The sequence below is a fragment of the Microvirga sp. 3-52 genome, assembly GCF_018383585.1.
Taxonomy (GTDB): Bacteria; Pseudomonadota; Alphaproteobacteria; order Rhizobiales; family Beijerinckiaceae; genus Microvirga.
Genome location: NZ_JAHAMK010000011.1, coordinates 99,668 through 113,086, shown reverse-complemented (window position 1 = coordinate 113,086; position 13,419 = coordinate 99,668). Strand labels below are relative to the sequence as shown.

Annotated in this window: 15 protein-coding genes; 9 read left to right on the top strand and 6 right to left on the bottom strand. The window is 64.7% G+C overall.

Translation table 11 applies throughout. The annotated features are described in order from the left end of the window. Nucleotides 1–177 precede the first annotated feature (177 nt). The 3 genes from KHP60_RS11145 to KHP60_RS11135 all read right to left on the bottom strand — a co-directional run bounded on the left by KHP60_RS11145 (nt 178) and on the right by KHP60_RS11135 (nt 3,233). Nucleotides 178–939: an ABC transporter permease gene (locus tag KHP60_RS11145; protein WP_213563962.1), complete on the bottom strand. Its 762-nt coding sequence runs from the start codon at nt 937–939 to the stop codon at nt 178–180. Next, the gene (locus KHP60_RS11140) at nt 936–1,907 is read right to left on the bottom strand and encodes an ABC transporter ATP-binding protein (RefSeq protein WP_213563961.1); all 972 of its coding nucleotides are present in this window, start codon (nt 1,905–1,907) and stop codon (nt 936–938) included. The genes KHP60_RS11145 and KHP60_RS11140 overlap by 4 nt, the downstream gene beginning before the upstream one ends. 204 nt (nt 1,908–2,111) lie before the next feature. After that, a complete protein-coding gene (locus KHP60_RS11135; RefSeq protein ID WP_213563960.1) occupies nt 2,112–3,233 on the bottom strand; it encodes a DUF2865 domain-containing protein in 1,122 nt (373 codons plus the stop codon). A 157-nt stretch (nt 3,234–3,390) separates the two neighbouring features. Between KHP60_RS11135 and KHP60_RS11130 the strand changes: the two genes are divergently transcribed. Then, complete coding sequence (locus KHP60_RS11130) at nt 3,391–3,774, top strand: VOC family protein (protein WP_213563959.1); 384 nt, start codon at nt 3,391–3,393, stop codon at nt 3,772–3,774. Nucleotides 3,775–3,943: 169 nt separating this feature from the next. Beyond that, nucleotides 3,944–4,450 carry a CreA family protein gene (locus KHP60_RS11125; protein ID WP_213563958.1) on the top strand — a complete coding sequence of 169 codons (507 nt, stop codon included), beginning with the start codon at nt 3,944–3,946 and terminating at the stop codon, nt 4,448–4,450. Between the two features lie 251 nt (nt 4,451–4,701). Here KHP60_RS11125 and KHP60_RS11120 read toward each other — a convergent pair whose 3' ends face one another. Then, nucleotides 4,702–5,268, bottom strand: coding sequence for a LysE/ArgO family amino acid transporter (locus KHP60_RS11120; RefSeq protein ID WP_311924943.1), 567 nt, complete (start codon nt 5,266–5,268; stop codon nt 4,702–4,704). Between KHP60_RS11120 and KHP60_RS25645 the strand changes: the two genes are divergently transcribed. Both KHP60_RS25645 and KHP60_RS11115 read left to right on the top strand, forming a co-directional pair. Then, the gene (locus KHP60_RS25645) at nt 5,209–5,337 is read left to right on the top strand and encodes a hypothetical protein (protein WP_311924923.1); all 129 of its coding nucleotides are present in this window, start codon (nt 5,209–5,211) and stop codon (nt 5,335–5,337) included. The genes KHP60_RS11120 and KHP60_RS25645 overlap by 60 nt on opposite strands. A gap of 70 nt (nt 5,338–5,407) precedes the next feature. Continuing rightward, nucleotides 5,408–6,298 (top strand): LysR family transcriptional regulator ArgP, encoded by an 891-nt coding sequence (locus KHP60_RS11115; RefSeq protein WP_213563957.1) that lies wholly within the window; start codon nt 5,408–5,410, stop codon nt 6,296–6,298. 12 nt (nt 6,299–6,310) lie between these two features. Here the strand turns inward: KHP60_RS11115 and KHP60_RS11110 are convergent, their stop codons facing one another. Next, nucleotides 6,311–6,634, bottom strand: a complete 324-nt coding sequence (locus KHP60_RS11110) for a hypothetical protein (protein ID WP_213563956.1) — start codon at nt 6,632–6,634, stop codon at nt 6,311–6,313. Between the two features lie 293 nt (nt 6,635–6,927). Here KHP60_RS11110 and cysS point away from each other — a divergent pair, with 293 nt between their 5' ends. The 4 genes from cysS to KHP60_RS11090 all read left to right on the top strand — a co-directional run bounded on the left by cysS (nt 6,928) and on the right by KHP60_RS11090 (nt 11,344). After that, nucleotides 6,928–8,397 carry a cysteine--tRNA ligase gene (cysS, locus tag KHP60_RS11105; RefSeq protein WP_213563955.1) on the top strand — a complete coding sequence of 490 codons (1,470 nt, stop codon included), beginning with the start codon at nt 6,928–6,930 and terminating at the stop codon, nt 8,395–8,397. A 151-nt stretch (nt 8,398–8,548) separates the two neighbouring features. After that, entirely contained in the window at nt 8,549–9,058 is a 510-nt protein-coding gene (locus KHP60_RS11100) for a GNAT family N-acetyltransferase (RefSeq protein ID WP_213563954.1), read from the top strand. Then, nucleotides 9,055–10,650: a citramalate synthase gene (gene cimA, locus KHP60_RS11095; protein ID WP_213563953.1), complete on the top strand. Its 1,596-nt coding sequence runs from the start codon at nt 9,055–9,057 to the stop codon at nt 10,648–10,650. The genes KHP60_RS11100 and cimA overlap by 4 nt, the downstream gene beginning before the upstream one ends. Nucleotides 10,651–10,894: 244 nt before the next feature. Beyond that, complete coding sequence (locus tag KHP60_RS11090; RefSeq protein ID WP_213563952.1) at nt 10,895–11,344, top strand: DMT family transporter; 450 nt, start codon at nt 10,895–10,897, stop codon at nt 11,342–11,344. Nucleotides 11,345–11,353: 9 nt separating this feature from the next. Here KHP60_RS11090 and KHP60_RS11085 read toward each other — a convergent pair whose 3' ends face one another. Beyond that, nucleotides 11,354–11,962, bottom strand: a complete 609-nt coding sequence (locus KHP60_RS11085; protein WP_249688686.1) for a TIGR00730 family Rossman fold protein — start codon at nt 11,960–11,962, stop codon at nt 11,354–11,356. Nucleotides 11,963–12,090: 128 nt separating this feature from the next. Between KHP60_RS11085 and KHP60_RS11080 the strand changes: the two genes are divergently transcribed. Then, nucleotides 12,091–13,386, top strand: coding sequence for a LysM peptidoglycan-binding domain-containing protein (locus tag KHP60_RS11080; protein WP_213563951.1), 1,296 nt, complete (start codon nt 12,091–12,093; stop codon nt 13,384–13,386). The last annotated feature ends 33 nt before the right edge of the window (nt 13,387–13,419 follow it).

The window sequence follows — 13,419 nt, the reverse complement described above, 5'->3', positions numbered from 1 at the left end:
TGCCACGTCATGGCCCGGCCTCGTGCCGGCCATCCCGATCGGAAGAACGCCGCGCTTTTCGCAATCGAGATCACCGGCATAGGGCCGGTGATGACGTTGAGAGCGTGACGAAGCGCTCCGCTCCGACTTTGCGACCCCCATGCTCAATCCCTCCCCGCGAAGGGGAGGGAGGAAGCCTCACGCCTTGATCTTGTACCCCGTCCTGAAGATCCACCAGACGGCGGCCAGGCAGATCAGCATGAAGACCAGGGTCATGCCGAGGCTGATCCCCACGCCCACATCGGCGACGCCGTAGAAGCTCCAGCGGAAGCCGCTCACCAGATAGACCACCGGGTTGAATAGGGCGACCGTCTGCCAGAAGGGCGGCAGCATGTTGATGGAATAGAAGCTGCCGCCGAGGAAGGCCAGCGGTGTCACGATCATCAGCGGGACGACCTGCAGCTTCTGGAAGCTGTCGGCCCAGATTCCGATGATGAAGCCGAACAGGCTGAAGGTGACGGAGGTCAGCACCAGGAAGGCGAGCATCCAGAAAGGATGCTCGATCGAGAAATCCACGAAGAGCCGCGCCGTGATCAGGATGATGAGGCCGATGATCACCGATTTGGTGGCGGCCGCGCCCACATAGCCGATCACCGTCTCCAGCGCCGAGATCGGAGCGGAAAGGAGCTCGTAGATGGTGCCGGCGAATTTCGGCATGTAGATGCCGAACGAGGCGTTGGAGATGCTCTCCGTCAGGATGGACAGCATGATCAGGCCCGGCACGATGAAGGCGCCGTAGCTCACGCCGTCGATATTTGCCATCCGCGAGCCGATGGCGGTGCCGAAGACGATGAAATAGAGCGAGGTCGAGAGCACCGGCGAGGCGATGCTCTGCATCAGCGTGCGCCAGGTGCGCGCCATCTCGAAGAGGTAGATGGCCTTGATGGCATAGAAATTCACGAGCGCCCCCTAACCAGGCTGACGAAGATTTCCTCGAGCGAGCTCTCGGAGGTCTGCAGGTCCTTGAAATCGATGCCGTGCTCGCTGAGGCGGCGCAGGAGGCCGGCAATGCCTGTCTCCTGTGTTTGCGTATCGAAGGTGTAGACGAGCTCGGAGCCGTCGGCGGAAAGCTGCAGGCTCTCGGATTGCAGCTCCGTCGGAAGCACCGAGAGAGGGCTCTGCAGGTGCAGGGTGAGCTGCTTCTTGCCGAGCTTCTGCATCAGGACGTTCTTGTCCTCGACCAGGATGATCTCGCCCTTGCTGATCACCCCGATCCGGTCGGCCATCTCCTCGGCCTCCTCGATGTAGTGGGTGGTCAGGATGATCGTGACGCCGCTCTCCCGCAGGGCGCGGACCATGTTCCACATGTCCCGCCGCAGCTCCACGTCGACGCCCGCGGTCGGCTCGTCGAGGAAGAGGATCTTGGGCTCGTGCGACAGGGCCTTGGCGATCATCACCCGGCGCTTCATACCGCCTGAGAGCGTCATGATCTTGCTGTCGCGCTTCTCCCACAGGGAGAGATCCTTCAGGATCTTTTCGAGATAGGCCGGATTGGGCGGCTTGCCGAAGAGGCCCCGGCTGAACGTCACCGTGGCCCAGACGCTCTCGAAGGCGTCGGTGGTGAGTTCCTGCGGGACGAGGCCGATCTTGGTCCGGGCGGCCCGATAATCGCGGATGATGTCGTGGCCGTCGGCCGTGACGGTGCCCGTGCTCGGGTTGACGATCCCGCAGACGATGCTGATCAGGGTCGTCTTGCCGGCGCCGTTGGGGCCGAGCAGCGCGAAGATCTCGCCCCGGCGGATCTCCAGATCGACCTTTTTCAGGGCCTGGAAGCCGGATGCGTAGGTCTTGCTGAGGCCGGAGACGGCGATGATGGGATCGGACGCGCCCGCCGGCCGGGGCATCTCAAGGGAATCGAGCGGTTTCATGCCGGGGTGATAGCATGACGGGAGGCAGTGCGGAATGCATGTGCACCTCCCTTCGTCATCACCGGCCTTGTGCCGGTGATCCCGATTAAGAAAGGCGCGGAGCTTAATAGGATCGGGATGGCCGGGACGAGCCCGGCCATGACGTGAGAGGGGGAACTATCCTCGGCGGCAGTAGGGCCGCGGACGGCACCGTTCTGACGGCAATCAGTTCTGCGCGTGCGGAACCGGGATCAGGTTGGGGGCGATCGCCCGCACGGTCTTCTTCTGGCCGTTGCCCGCCACGACCTCCTGCTTCGAGCCCTCGCCCTGGCCGACCACGGTATTGGTCTCGATCGATTGCGGGCCGATGCCGGCCGATTCCTTGCTGGCGGTCGGAGCGGCGGCGGCGATCTCGGCGGCCTCCTTGGTCTCGTCGTCGGCCTTCTTGTCGGCGGCCTTGCGGGCGGCCTGCGTCTTCGGGCGGGACAGTTCCTCCGCCTTCTCGGCGGTGACGATCAGGTCGCCCTTGCGCTGCTGGAGCATGCTCTCCGCCTTGCGCAGAACCACGGCCCAGCTCTCGTCGGGCTTCTTGCAGGCGCAGCTCTCGTCGAAGGTCTTCCGGAACTTGAACGCGTTCGCCAGCGACGTATAGGGCTGGTTCGAGGAGAGCGAGGCGGCCCGGTTGAGGCCCTGGTCGCCGCCCGGATAGGCGAAGGCGAGGGTTTCCGTGCCGGGGCACAGGGACTGGCACATCTCGTTGGCGCTCTGGCCGCCGCCCGGAGGGGTGGTCAGCGGGAAGAACGACCCGTCGCAGGTCTTCACGCAGATCAGGCGCCCTCCACCCATGGAGGGCGGTCCGTCATCGGCGATGATCGGCTGGCCCTCGGGCATGATCTCCTGCTGCTGTTGCTGACGCGGGGCGCCGAACAGGGATTCGAAGAAGCCGCGGGGTTCCGTGGAGCAGGTCTGCTGGACGGCCACCTGCAGTTGCCGGCGGCGCGCTTCGATCTGGCTTTGGTCGACGGCCTGAGAGGCCAAGCGGGCATAGCCGGCCTCGAGCTGGCGGACCTGCGCGGCGATCGAGCCGCATTCGGCGGGCGCCGGACCGGCGAGGAAGCCGAGGGGGCCGCGCTCGCAGCCGATATTGCGGTAATAGCCGACGAGGCGGTTGATCTCGGTCCGTTGGGCCTGCATCTGGCCGGTCGGCGCGCTCCCGCCGCTACGGTCCAATGTCGCCAGCTCGGCCTGGAAACGCTGGCACTGCGACGACTGGGCATAAGCGGCCTGGCCGGCGGCGAGGAAGGCCGTCAGGGCGATGAGTGAGCGGAGAAATGATGTCTTTGCCATAGAGCTGATCGCAGAACCGGTCCGTTGCGGCGTCACATGCCTGGGTAAGCTGGTCATGTGACGCTGGAATTTGACCCTATTGTGATTAACGCCTTGCCCCCTTCGAGGGAAGCTGCCTAGCTTGGTCCCGAACAGCGACTCCGAAAAGTGATCCTGCATGTACTCTCATACGACCATCGGAGCAAATGACCTCGCCCGGGCGAGGGCGTTCTACGATGCGGTCCTGGCTCCCCTGGGGCTCGAGGTCCGGTTCGCGGACGACGGGATCATCGGCTGGGGCCTTCCGGGCGGGCGGCCGCAGTTCCTGGTCGTGCGCCCGTTCGATGGCAGGGCGCCCAGCGCGGGCAACGGTCCCATGATCGCGCTGCTGGCCGCGAAGCGCAGCCTCGTCGATGCCTGTTATGCCGCAGCCCTCGAGCAGGGCGGGACGGACGAGGGCGGCCCGGGCCTGCGGCCGCATTACCATCGCAACTATTACGGCGCCTACTTTCGCGACCTCGACGGCAATAAGATCTGCATCGTCAGCCATCACGCCGAATAGCGCATCGTGCGGACCCGGAGGGCCGCGTCAGCGACCCGCAGGGCCACGCCGGTGAAAAGTGGCTCCGGTTTTCCGCACCCAACGACGCGCACGTCGAGAACGCGAGCATCTCGTCAAAGGCCGAAACAATCCCCACATGACAGCGTAACCGTGGGAGTTGATTGGAACGATGCTTGCTCGAATTGCCTTGGCTCTGGCCCTGACGATGGCTGCCGCAACAGGTGCCGCCGCCCAGGAGCCGGACCTGATCTTCAAGAAGTCCACGGTCTGGCGTGCCCTGACCCCGGACGACAAGCTGGCGGTTTACGGGATCGACGACCCGGTGGTCGAGGGCGTGGCCTGTCACTACACGACACCCGAGCGCGGCGGCATCTCCGGCACCTTCGGCGTGGCCGAGGAGGTCTCCGACATCTCGCTCTCCTGCCGGCAGGTGGGCCCGGTGAAGTTCAAGCAGAAATTCGGCCAGGGCGACGTGGTGTTCAGCGAACGCCGGTCGCTGATCTTCAAGAAGATGCAGATCGTGCGCGGCTGCGACGCAAAGCGGAACACCCTGGTCTACATGGTCTATTCGGACCGGCCCATCGAAGGCTCCCCCAAGAATTCCACCTCGACCGTACCGCTCATGCCGTGGGGCACGGAAGTGCCGCCGAAATGCGGGGAATGGCTGAATAAGTAGGACGGTTCGTGACGGCCTTGGTTGGTAGCTTTTTTCGGAGGCCCCATCCGTCCGCATCTGGCCGTAAAATGGGGCCAAGAGCATTCGCCCCTCGTGAATGACCTCTGCACGTCATGGCCGGCCTTGTGCCGGCCATCTCGATACGGAAGAGCGCGATGCCTCAATCCATCGGGATCACCGGCACAAGGCCGGTGATGACGTGTGGGTGGGTTTCCCGTCCCTCAGCATGGGCCAAGAGTCACGGACCGGCCTCAAACAGACCCCTCGCTCAGCAGCAGCCGTGCGGCGGTCGCCCACATGATCAACCCGATGGCGATATCGAGAACGCGCCACGTGACGGGCTGGGCGAAGAGCGGCTTCAGGAGGCGGGCCCCGAAGCCGAGGGAGAAGAAGAACGTGAAGGAAGCCAGCATGGCGCCCGCGGCGAACCATCCCTTGCCCTCGTCGAACTGGGTCGAAATCGAGCCGATCAGGACCACCGTATCGAGATAGACATGCGGATTGAGCCAAGTGAGGGCAAGGCAGGTGAGAACCACCCGGCGAAGGCTTTCCGGCGCCGCCTCGGACGGCCTCAAGGATGCCGATCCGAAGGCGGCCATGAAGCTGCGTGCCCCATAGGCGAGAAGGAAAGCGGCACCCCCGTAAAGCAGGAGGGTCTCGGCCCAGGGCACCCGTGCGCTGAGCTGCGCGAAGCCGGAAATGCCGGCCAAAATGAGCACCGCATCCGAGAGGGCGCAGGTGAAGCACACCGCGAGCACATGCTCGCCGCGCAGGCCGATGCGCAGGACGAAGGCGTTCTGCGCCCCGATGGGGAGGATGAGGCTGAGGCCGAGCAGGAAACCGGCGACGAGGGGAGCGATCAGGGTGATGGTCCGAACGGGATCTGACCCTTCCCTAAGGCTGGCCTTCTGATTAGGACAGTTAAAGTGTCTGATCCCGAATTAGAAAAACTGAACCATGCTGGATTATGCCCTTCTCTCCGCTCTTGCAGCGGTCGTGCGCACCGGCAGCTTCGAGCGGGCGGCGCAACAGCTGAATGTCACGCCCTCGGCGGTCTCGCAGAGGATCAAGCTGCTGGAGGAGAGGATCGGAGCCGTTCTCGTCATCCGGGGGCAGCCTTGCTTGGCGACCGAAGCCGGCCAGCGCCTATGCCAGCACGTGGAGCAGGTCGCCCTGCTGGAAAGCTCCCTGCGCCAGACCCTGCCGGGCCTGCAGCCCGAGAGCCGCCCCGTCACCCTGCGCATCGCCGTCAACGCGGACAGTCTCGCCACCTGGTTCATCCCGGCCATGGCCGAGACGGATGGATTCCTGTTCGACCTCGTGGTGGACGACCAGGATCACAGCGCCGAGTGGCTGCAGCGCGGCGAGGTCGTCGCCGCCGTGACCTCATACGGAAAGCCGATCCAGGGGTGCAACTGCCACCCCTTGGGCAGCCTGCGCTATCTCGCGACCGCCAGCCCAGGCTTCGTGGCGCGGTGGCTGCCGGACGGGATGAACGTGCGATCGGCCTCTCTGGCGCCGTGCCTCGTCTTCAACCGGAAGGATCAGCTCCAGGCGGTCTGGCTGCGGAGGGCGCTCGGGACGGATGTGAGGCCGCCCGTCCACTGGCTGCCGTCATCGCAGGCCTTCGTGGATGCGGCTTTGGCGGGACTGGGGTGGGGAATGAACATGGAAGCGGTGGTTCGGGAACATGTCCGCTCGGGCCGCCTGGTGGCGTTCGAACCCTCCGAGCCTCTGGAGGTGCCGCTCTACTGGCAGCAGAGCCGGATCGTCGGACCTCTGGTGGGGCACCTGACCCGAGCCGTCCTCACGACTGCCCGGGCCATGCTTGCGCCGATGCCGCCCTGAGGCGGACCCGCCTCAGTTCGAGCAGGTCACGGAGACCGGCGGCTCCTTGGGCCCGAGGGAGGCCTTCTGGATGTTGCTCGTCACCTCGTCGGGGGTGATCTGCCGGTAGGAAACCGCCTTGGTATAGCCATGGGCTTCGCACCAGGCATTCGCCACAACTTGGCCACAAGCCTGGTTTGTGATGAGACATTCCGCAACGCCATAGCCGTCGGCGGCGGGAACCATGAAGGTGGCTTGGGTCGAAGAGGCCTGGGAGCCGTTGGGGAGCAGTGTCAGGGACGCGGCTGCAAAAAACACGACAGTACCCATTCCGAGCATGGCGAATGCGCGGCGCATCGTAGACCTCTTTGTTTGAACTCGGGCCATTATGCCACGAGTGTGCGTGAACAAAGCTCTAACGCGCTTGGCCGGAACCCGTTTCATGCGGCCGTGCAAATTAAACATGATTACCAAATCGGAAATCTTGACGACTTCAGCCTGAAAAGGCATTGATGACTTCATGAACACGGCAACGATCCTCATTTCCGGGATTATTTGCGGCTAGCGCATTTCGCTGGCTGGAGCCGTCTCGTTCTCATTCCAAGATCGAAACCATCCTCCGGCCTGCGGCCTGACAGGGATTTGGTTTCATGGCGGCAAGCTTGAGGCTCTACAACACGCTGACCCGGTCGAAGGACGTCTTCGTCCCGATCGATGCTGAAAACGTGCGCCTCTACGTCTGCGGCCCCACCGTTTACGACTACGCCCACATCGGCAACGCCCGCCCGATCATCGTCTTCGACCTTCTCTTCCGTCTGCTGAGGCATGTTTACGGTAAGGAAGCCGTCACGTATGTGCGGAATATCACCGATGTGGACGACAAGATTAACGCCCGCGCGGCCCGGGATTATCCGGACCTGCCCCACAACGAGGCCATCCGCGCCGTCACCCGCAGGACCGAGGAGCAGTTCCACGCCGACATCCGGGCGCTCGGCGTGCTCATGCCGGAGGACGTGAACGAGGCGGGGAAGCCTGCGCGCTTCGTCGAGCCCCGGGCGACCGAGCACATCGACGAGATGCGCATGATCATCGAGCGGCTGATCGAGCGCGGAGCGGCCTATGTGGCCGAGGAGCACGTGCTCTTCTCCGTCGCGGCCATGCAGACGCTCGCGGGCGTGCCGCAATACGGCGCCTTCTCGAAGCGTTCCCTGGACGAGCTGCTCTCCGGCGCCCGCGTGGACGTGGCGCCCTACAAGCGCGACCCGATGGACTTCGTGCTCTGGAAGCCGTCAGGGCCGCAGGATCCTGCCTGGGCCTCGCCGGCCGGCATCGCGACCCCGGGCCGTCCCGGCTGGCACATCGAGTGCTCGGCCATGTCCTGGAAGCATCTGGTCCAGGCCTTCGAGACGCGGCTCACCTGCACCGATCCGACGGAGCGCGAGATCTTCGACATCCATGGCGGCGGCATCGACCTCGTCTTCCCGCACCACGAGAACGAGATCGCACAAAGCTGCTGCGCCTTCGAGACGCTGCGCATGGCCAATGTGTGGATGCACAACGGCTTCCTGCAGGTGGAAGGGGAGAAGATGTCGAAATCGCTCGGCAATTTCTTCACCATCAACGAACTCTTGCAGGACTGGCCCGGCGAGGTGCTGCGCTTCAACATGCTGCGCACCCATTACCGCCAGCCCATCGATTGGACGGTGAAGGGCCTCGAGGAGAGCGAGAAGACCCTCGACCGCTGGTATGAGTTTGCGGGCAGGGGCGACAGCGCCTTTCTTTCGGACCACATCGTCGATGCGCTCACGGACGATCTCAACACGCCGAAGATGCTGGCGGAGCTTCATGCCCTCGACGGGCAGGGCGCTCACGAGGAACTCGGTGCGAACCTTCGTTCGCTCGGTTTCCTCCTCGAAGGAGCCGAGGCCTGGAGAGCCCGCAAGCAGGCCTCTCTCAGCGTCGATCCTGCACAGATCGAGGCGCTGATCGCCGCCCGGAAGGAGGCGCGCGCCGCCAAGAACTGGGCCGAGTCCGACCGCATCCGTGACGAGCTCGCGGCGCTGAACGTCGTGGTGAAGGACAACAAGGACGGCACCACCACCTGGGAGGTGGCGCGATGAACGCTCTTACACCCTCCACCGTCATCACCGGCCTTGTGCCGGTGATCCCGATCCGAGAGACGCCGCACTTTTCCAATCGAGATGGCCGGGACAAGCCCGGCCATGACATGCGTGGGATACGTTGTGGTCTGATCGAAGGAAGGGCGCGCTGATGGGACAGGCCTTGCCGAAACCGGGGCTTCGGCCCTTCCTGCCAGCGGATCTGCCGGTGCTCGTCGACATCTACGAGGAGAGCATCGCCGAGCTGACGGGCGAGGATTACAGCGAGAGCCAGCAGGAGGCCTGGATGGCTCTCGCGGCGGACGATTCCTTTGCCCAGAGGCTCGCGAAGGGCCTGACCCTGATCGCGACCGTCGAAGGCTCCCCCGTCGGCTTCATTGCGCTGAAAGACAACGAGCTGATCGATCTGTTCTACGTGCATCCCGCCGTGGCCGGGCAGGGGATCGGCACGATGCTCTACGACGCCGTCGAAAAGCTCGCCGGCGCGCGCGGTGCCCCGCGCCTCGTGGCGGAGGTCAGCGACAACGCGCTGCCCTTCTTCCAGAAGCAGGGCTTCCAGCCGCAGCGCCGCAACACCATGCCGCTTGGCGACGAATGGCTCGGCACCACCACCATGGAAAAGCGTCTGACGCCCCAGGAAGACAGGAAGTTGTCGTCATGAGCCGCGAGCGCATCACTCTCTTCGATACCACCCTGCGTGACGGAGCGCAGACCACGGGCGTGGATTTCTCCCTCGAGGACAAGAAAGCGATCGCCACACTCCTCGACAAACTCGGCATCGACTACGTGGAAGGCGGCTATCCGGGCGCGAACCCGCTCGATACCACGTTCTTTGCCGAGAAGCGCACCAAGAACGCCAAGTTCACGGCCTTCGGCATGACGAAGCGGGCAGGGCGCTCGGTCTCCAACGATCCCGGCGTCGCGGCCCTGCTCGAGGCTGAGGCCGATGCCATCTGCTTCGTCGCCAAGTCCTGGGACTATCATGTGCGGGTGGCGCTCGAGACGACCCCGGAGGAGAACCTCGCGGGCATCCATGAGAGCGTCGAGGCCGCTCGCGCGAAGGGCCGCGAAGTGCTCGTCGACTGCGAGCATTTCTTCGACGGCTACAAGGCCAATCCGGATTACGCTCTGTCCTGCGTGAAGACGGCCTACGAGGCCGGCGCGCGCTGGATCGTGCTCTGCGACACCAACGGCGGCACGCTGCCCCACGAGGTGACGGAGATCGTCACGGCGATGACAAAGGTCGTGCCAGGGGGGCATCTCGGCATCCATGCCCATGACGATTGCGGCTGCGCGGTCGCCAATTCGCTCGCCGCCGTGGAAGCGGGCGCGCGCCATATCCAGGGCACGCTCAACGGCCTCGGCGAGCGCTGCGGCAACGCCAATCTCATCACGCTCATCGGCGCCCTGAAGCTGAAGGCCTCTTACGCCGCCCGCTTCGATCTCGGCGTCACGGATGAGGCGCTTGGTCAGCTCACCCATGTCTCGCGGCAGGTGGACGAGATCCTCAACCGTCAGCCGAACCGCCATGCGCCTTTCGTGGGTTCGAGCGCCTTCGCGACGAAAGCAGGCATCCATGCCTCCGCGGTGCTGAAGGATCCGCGCACCTACGAGCATGTGGAGCCGGAGGTCATCGGTAATGCGCGCAGGCTTCTCGTCTCCGACCAGGGCGGGCAATCGAACATCCTGGCCGAGTTGAAGCGCTGCGGCTTCGCGCTGGAGAAGGGCGATGCGCGCATCGCGCGCGTGCTCGACGAAGTGAAGCGCAAGGAGGCTGAAGGCTTCGCGTTCGAAGGCGCGGACGCGTCCTTCTACGTGCTGGTCAAGCGCATGCTGGGCGAGGTGCCGGCCTTCTTCGACGTGGAGCGCTTCTCCGTCAACGTGGAGCGCCGCTTCAATGCGGTCGGCGAACTCGTCACCGCCTCGGAAGCCATCGTGAAGGTGCGTGTGGGCGACGAGGTGCTGATCTCGGCCGCCGAAGGCAACGGTCCGGTGAATGCGCTCGACGTGGCCTTGCGCAAGGATCTCGGCAAGTATCAGAACCTGATTCAGGATCTGGAGCTGGTCGACTACAAGGTCCGCATCTATCAGGGCGGCTCGGATGCGGTGACGCGCGTGCTGATCGAGTTCATGGACGGCTCCGGCGAGCGCTGGACCACCATCGGGGTCTCCCCGAACATCATCGACGCATCGTTCCAGGCGCTGACGGATTCGATGGTCTACAAGCTTCTCAAAAGCGGAGCGTCGCTCTGAGAACCGCAAGACTCTGCCGTCATTCTGAGTCTGGTTCATCAATGGCCAATAGCCCTCCTGACGTCATCACCGGCCTTGTGCCGGTGATCCCACTTCGGTGAGGCGCTGCGCTTTTCATATCGGGATGGCCGGGACAAGCCCGGCCATGACGGTGAGGGAAGGCGCATGACGGCCCAGACACTCCGACTCAGGGCAGTGCATGAATTCGACATTGCTGAAACCGAGAATCACTCCAGGCAATCCCATGAACGTTTCGATCCTGCTGCCGCTCCTGGGCATTCTTCTGGGCGGCGTGTTCCTCTCGTCTCAGGCGCCCATCAATGCCGCCCTGGCGCGGTCTCTCGGCGATCCGGTGCTGGCGGCCTGCATTTCCTTCGGGATCGGCTTCGTCATTCTGGCGGCCATCAGTGCGTTCAAAGGCGCATGGCCGTCGGGCGTCGCCGTGGCCTCGGCACCATGGTGGTCCTGGCTGGGAGGCTTGCTCGGCGCCTTCTACGTTGCCATCGTGATCTGGGGCGTGCCGCAGCTCGGGGTGGTCAGCACCGTGGCGGCCCTGGTCTTCGGCCAAGTTGCCGCCGCGCTGGTCCTGGATGCGGTGGGAGCTTTCGGCCTTCCCGTGCAGGCGATCACGTGGCAGCGGCTGCTGGCAGCGGGCATGATCCTGGGCGGGCTCGTGCTGTCGCGCGCAGGATGATGTGGCTTTCTAGAAGCGGCTCCCGATGGCCTCTTCGTTGCTCACGATCCCGACCCGCCGGGCGGCATTCTCGAGCATGGGAATGACCTCTTCGACCCGCTCCGCGACGAGGTAGTTGAGCTCCAGTCCGGGGCGGATGAAGCCCTGTTCGTGCATGTGGGCGATCAGGGTGAGAAGCGGCTTCCAGAAGCCCTTGGTGCTCAGCATCAGGATCGGCTTGGTGTGCCGGCCGAGCTGCGACCAGGTCATCTGTTCGACGAGCTCCTCCAGGGTCCCGATCCCGCCGGGCAGGGCCACGAAGGCGTCGGCCTTCTCGAACATCAGGCGCTTGCGGGTGTGCATGTCGGGCACGACGATGGTTTCCTGCACGTCGTCGAGGAGCTTCTCGCGGGACTTCAGAAAGTCAGGGATGATCCCTGTGACATAACCGCCGTGATCGAGCACGGATTGGGCGACCGTGCCCATGAGGCCCACATTGCCGCCCCCATAGACCAGGTTGATTCCCTGTTCGGCCATGGAGCGGCCCAATACCGCCGCATTCTCGGCGAAAACCGGATCGTCCCCGAAGCCGGAGCCGCAATAGACGCATATGGATTTGATCGATCTGATGGATGACATGGGCATTTCGGGGAGGCGGGGAACCTCCCGCGTCGAGTCGTAGAGCATTATTTGTCCTTTATGGCCGTAGCCTTTTGAAAGATAAACGGTTTAAATGCACGAAAGTGCCGCGTACGAGAAAATGCACCATGGCGCATCCGAAGGAAATCAAAGGTACAATTGCGTTGCTGGGCGTCGCCGCTGCAACCGTTGTCGCAGTCCTTCTCGGGGTGCTTTACTGGTCCTGGTCCGACAGGCCCGAGACCTCGCGGAACGCCGCTCCCGCCCAGACAGCCGAGCCCTCGGCCAACACCCAGGGCGGATCGGGCCAGCAGGCCGCCAAGCCGGTCGCCCCGAGCGAGGCTCCCCCGGCGCAATCCAAGGATTCCCCTCTCGCGCCTTCCTTCGATCTGGTTCGGGTCGAGCCGGACGGCGAGAGCGTGATCGCAGGGCGCGCCGCGCCCGGTGCGACCATTGAACTGTTGAGGGGCGATCAGGTTCACGCCCGTGCGGCAGCCGATGCCTCCGGCCTGTTCGCCATCGTGCCTCCGCCCCTGCCGCCCGGCTCCCATCAGGTTGCGCTGCAATCCATCGCCCCGGACGGCACCCGCCAGCGCTCCGTCCAGAGCGTGACGGTCGTCATCACCGATGCCAAGACCCGGCCGCTCGTCACCCTGACGGCACCGGACATGCCGACGGTGGTTCTCTCGAACCCCGAGCCGCCGACCAAGGAGCCCAAGCCTGAAACGAAGGCCGCCGAAGCCAAGCCGGCAGAGCCTCAGCCGGCTCAGCCCGGGCCGCAGCAGCAGGCCGGGGTCGCGCCGCCGGTTCCGCCGCCGTCGGCCCCTCCTGGGCAAACGGCCGCGCGGGCCGAGATCAAGATCGTGACCGTCGAGGCGGAGGAGGGGAAGCTCTTCGTGTCCGGCCTGTCGTCGCCCGGAGCGACCGTGCGCCTCTACCTCAACGAAAGCCTCATCGCACCCGGCGGGGCGGGCGGTGACGGCAAGGTATCCTTCTCGATTGCCAGCGGCGTGAAGCCCGGCGATTACCGGATCCGCCTCGACGACGTGGACCCGGTCTCGGGACAGGTCAGGTCCCGCGCCGAGGTGGGCTTCAACGTGCCGGTCCAAGTGGCTTCCGTGCGGCCGCAGGCTCCCGCATCGCCTCAGGGGGGCAACCCGCCGGCCCAGCCTTCCCGAGAGGTGGCCTCCGCCCTGCCTGAAGGTCAGATGGCCAGTGCCGGGACGATCGTGATCCCCAATATCAACACCGCCATCGTGTCCCGCGGCGACAATCTCTGGCGGATCAGCCAGCGGGTCTATGGCAAGGGCCTGCGCTATACGGTGATCTACGGCGCGAACCAGGAGCAGATCCGCAATCCGGACCTGATCTATCCGGGCCAAGTGTTCGTCCTGCCGGGTGAGCAGGGGCCGAAGAGCAACTGAGCTTTTCGACGTAGACCCACATCCTGAGCCAGG

Excerpts from the sequence above, each read along its gene's own strand:
- KHP60_RS11140 (WP_213563961.1), bottom strand. The coding sequence starts at position 1,907 with ATGAAACCGCTCGATTCCCTTGAGATGCCCCGGCCGGCGGGCGCGTCC.
- KHP60_RS11135 (WP_213563960.1), bottom strand. The coding sequence starts at position 3,233 with ATGGCAAAGACATCATTTCTCCGCTCACTCATCGCCCTGACGGCCTTC.
- KHP60_RS11130 (WP_213563959.1), top strand. The coding sequence starts at position 3,391 with ATGTACTCTCATACGACCATCGGAGCAAATGACCTCGCCCGGGCGAGG.
- KHP60_RS11125 (WP_213563958.1), top strand. The coding sequence starts at position 3,944 with ATGCTTGCTCGAATTGCCTTGGCTCTGGCCCTGACGATGGCTGCCGCA.
- KHP60_RS25645 (WP_311924923.1), top strand. The coding sequence starts at position 5,209 with ATGCTCGCCGCGCAGGCCGATGCGCAGGACGAAGGCGTTCTGCGCCCC.
- KHP60_RS11115 (WP_213563957.1), top strand. The coding sequence starts at position 5,408 with ATGCTGGATTATGCCCTTCTCTCCGCTCTTGCAGCGGTCGTGCGCACC.
- KHP60_RS11110 (WP_213563956.1), bottom strand. The coding sequence starts at position 6,634 with ATGCGCCGCGCATTCGCCATGCTCGGAATGGGTACTGTCGTGTTTTTT.
- cysS (WP_213563955.1), top strand. The coding sequence starts at position 6,928 with ATGGCGGCAAGCTTGAGGCTCTACAACACGCTGACCCGGTCGAAGGAC.
- KHP60_RS11100 (WP_213563954.1), top strand. The coding sequence starts at position 8,549 with ATGGGACAGGCCTTGCCGAAACCGGGGCTTCGGCCCTTCCTGCCAGCG.
- cimA (WP_213563953.1), top strand. The coding sequence starts at position 9,055 with ATGAGCCGCGAGCGCATCACTCTCTTCGATACCACCCTGCGTGACGGA.
- KHP60_RS11090 (WP_213563952.1), top strand. The coding sequence starts at position 10,895 with ATGAACGTTTCGATCCTGCTGCCGCTCCTGGGCATTCTTCTGGGCGGC.
- KHP60_RS11085 (WP_249688686.1), bottom strand. The coding sequence starts at position 11,962 with ATGTCATCCATCAGATCGATCAAATCCATATGCGTCTATTGCGGCTCC.
- KHP60_RS11080 (WP_213563951.1), top strand. The coding sequence starts at position 12,091 with ATGGCGCATCCGAAGGAAATCAAAGGTACAATTGCGTTGCTGGGCGTC.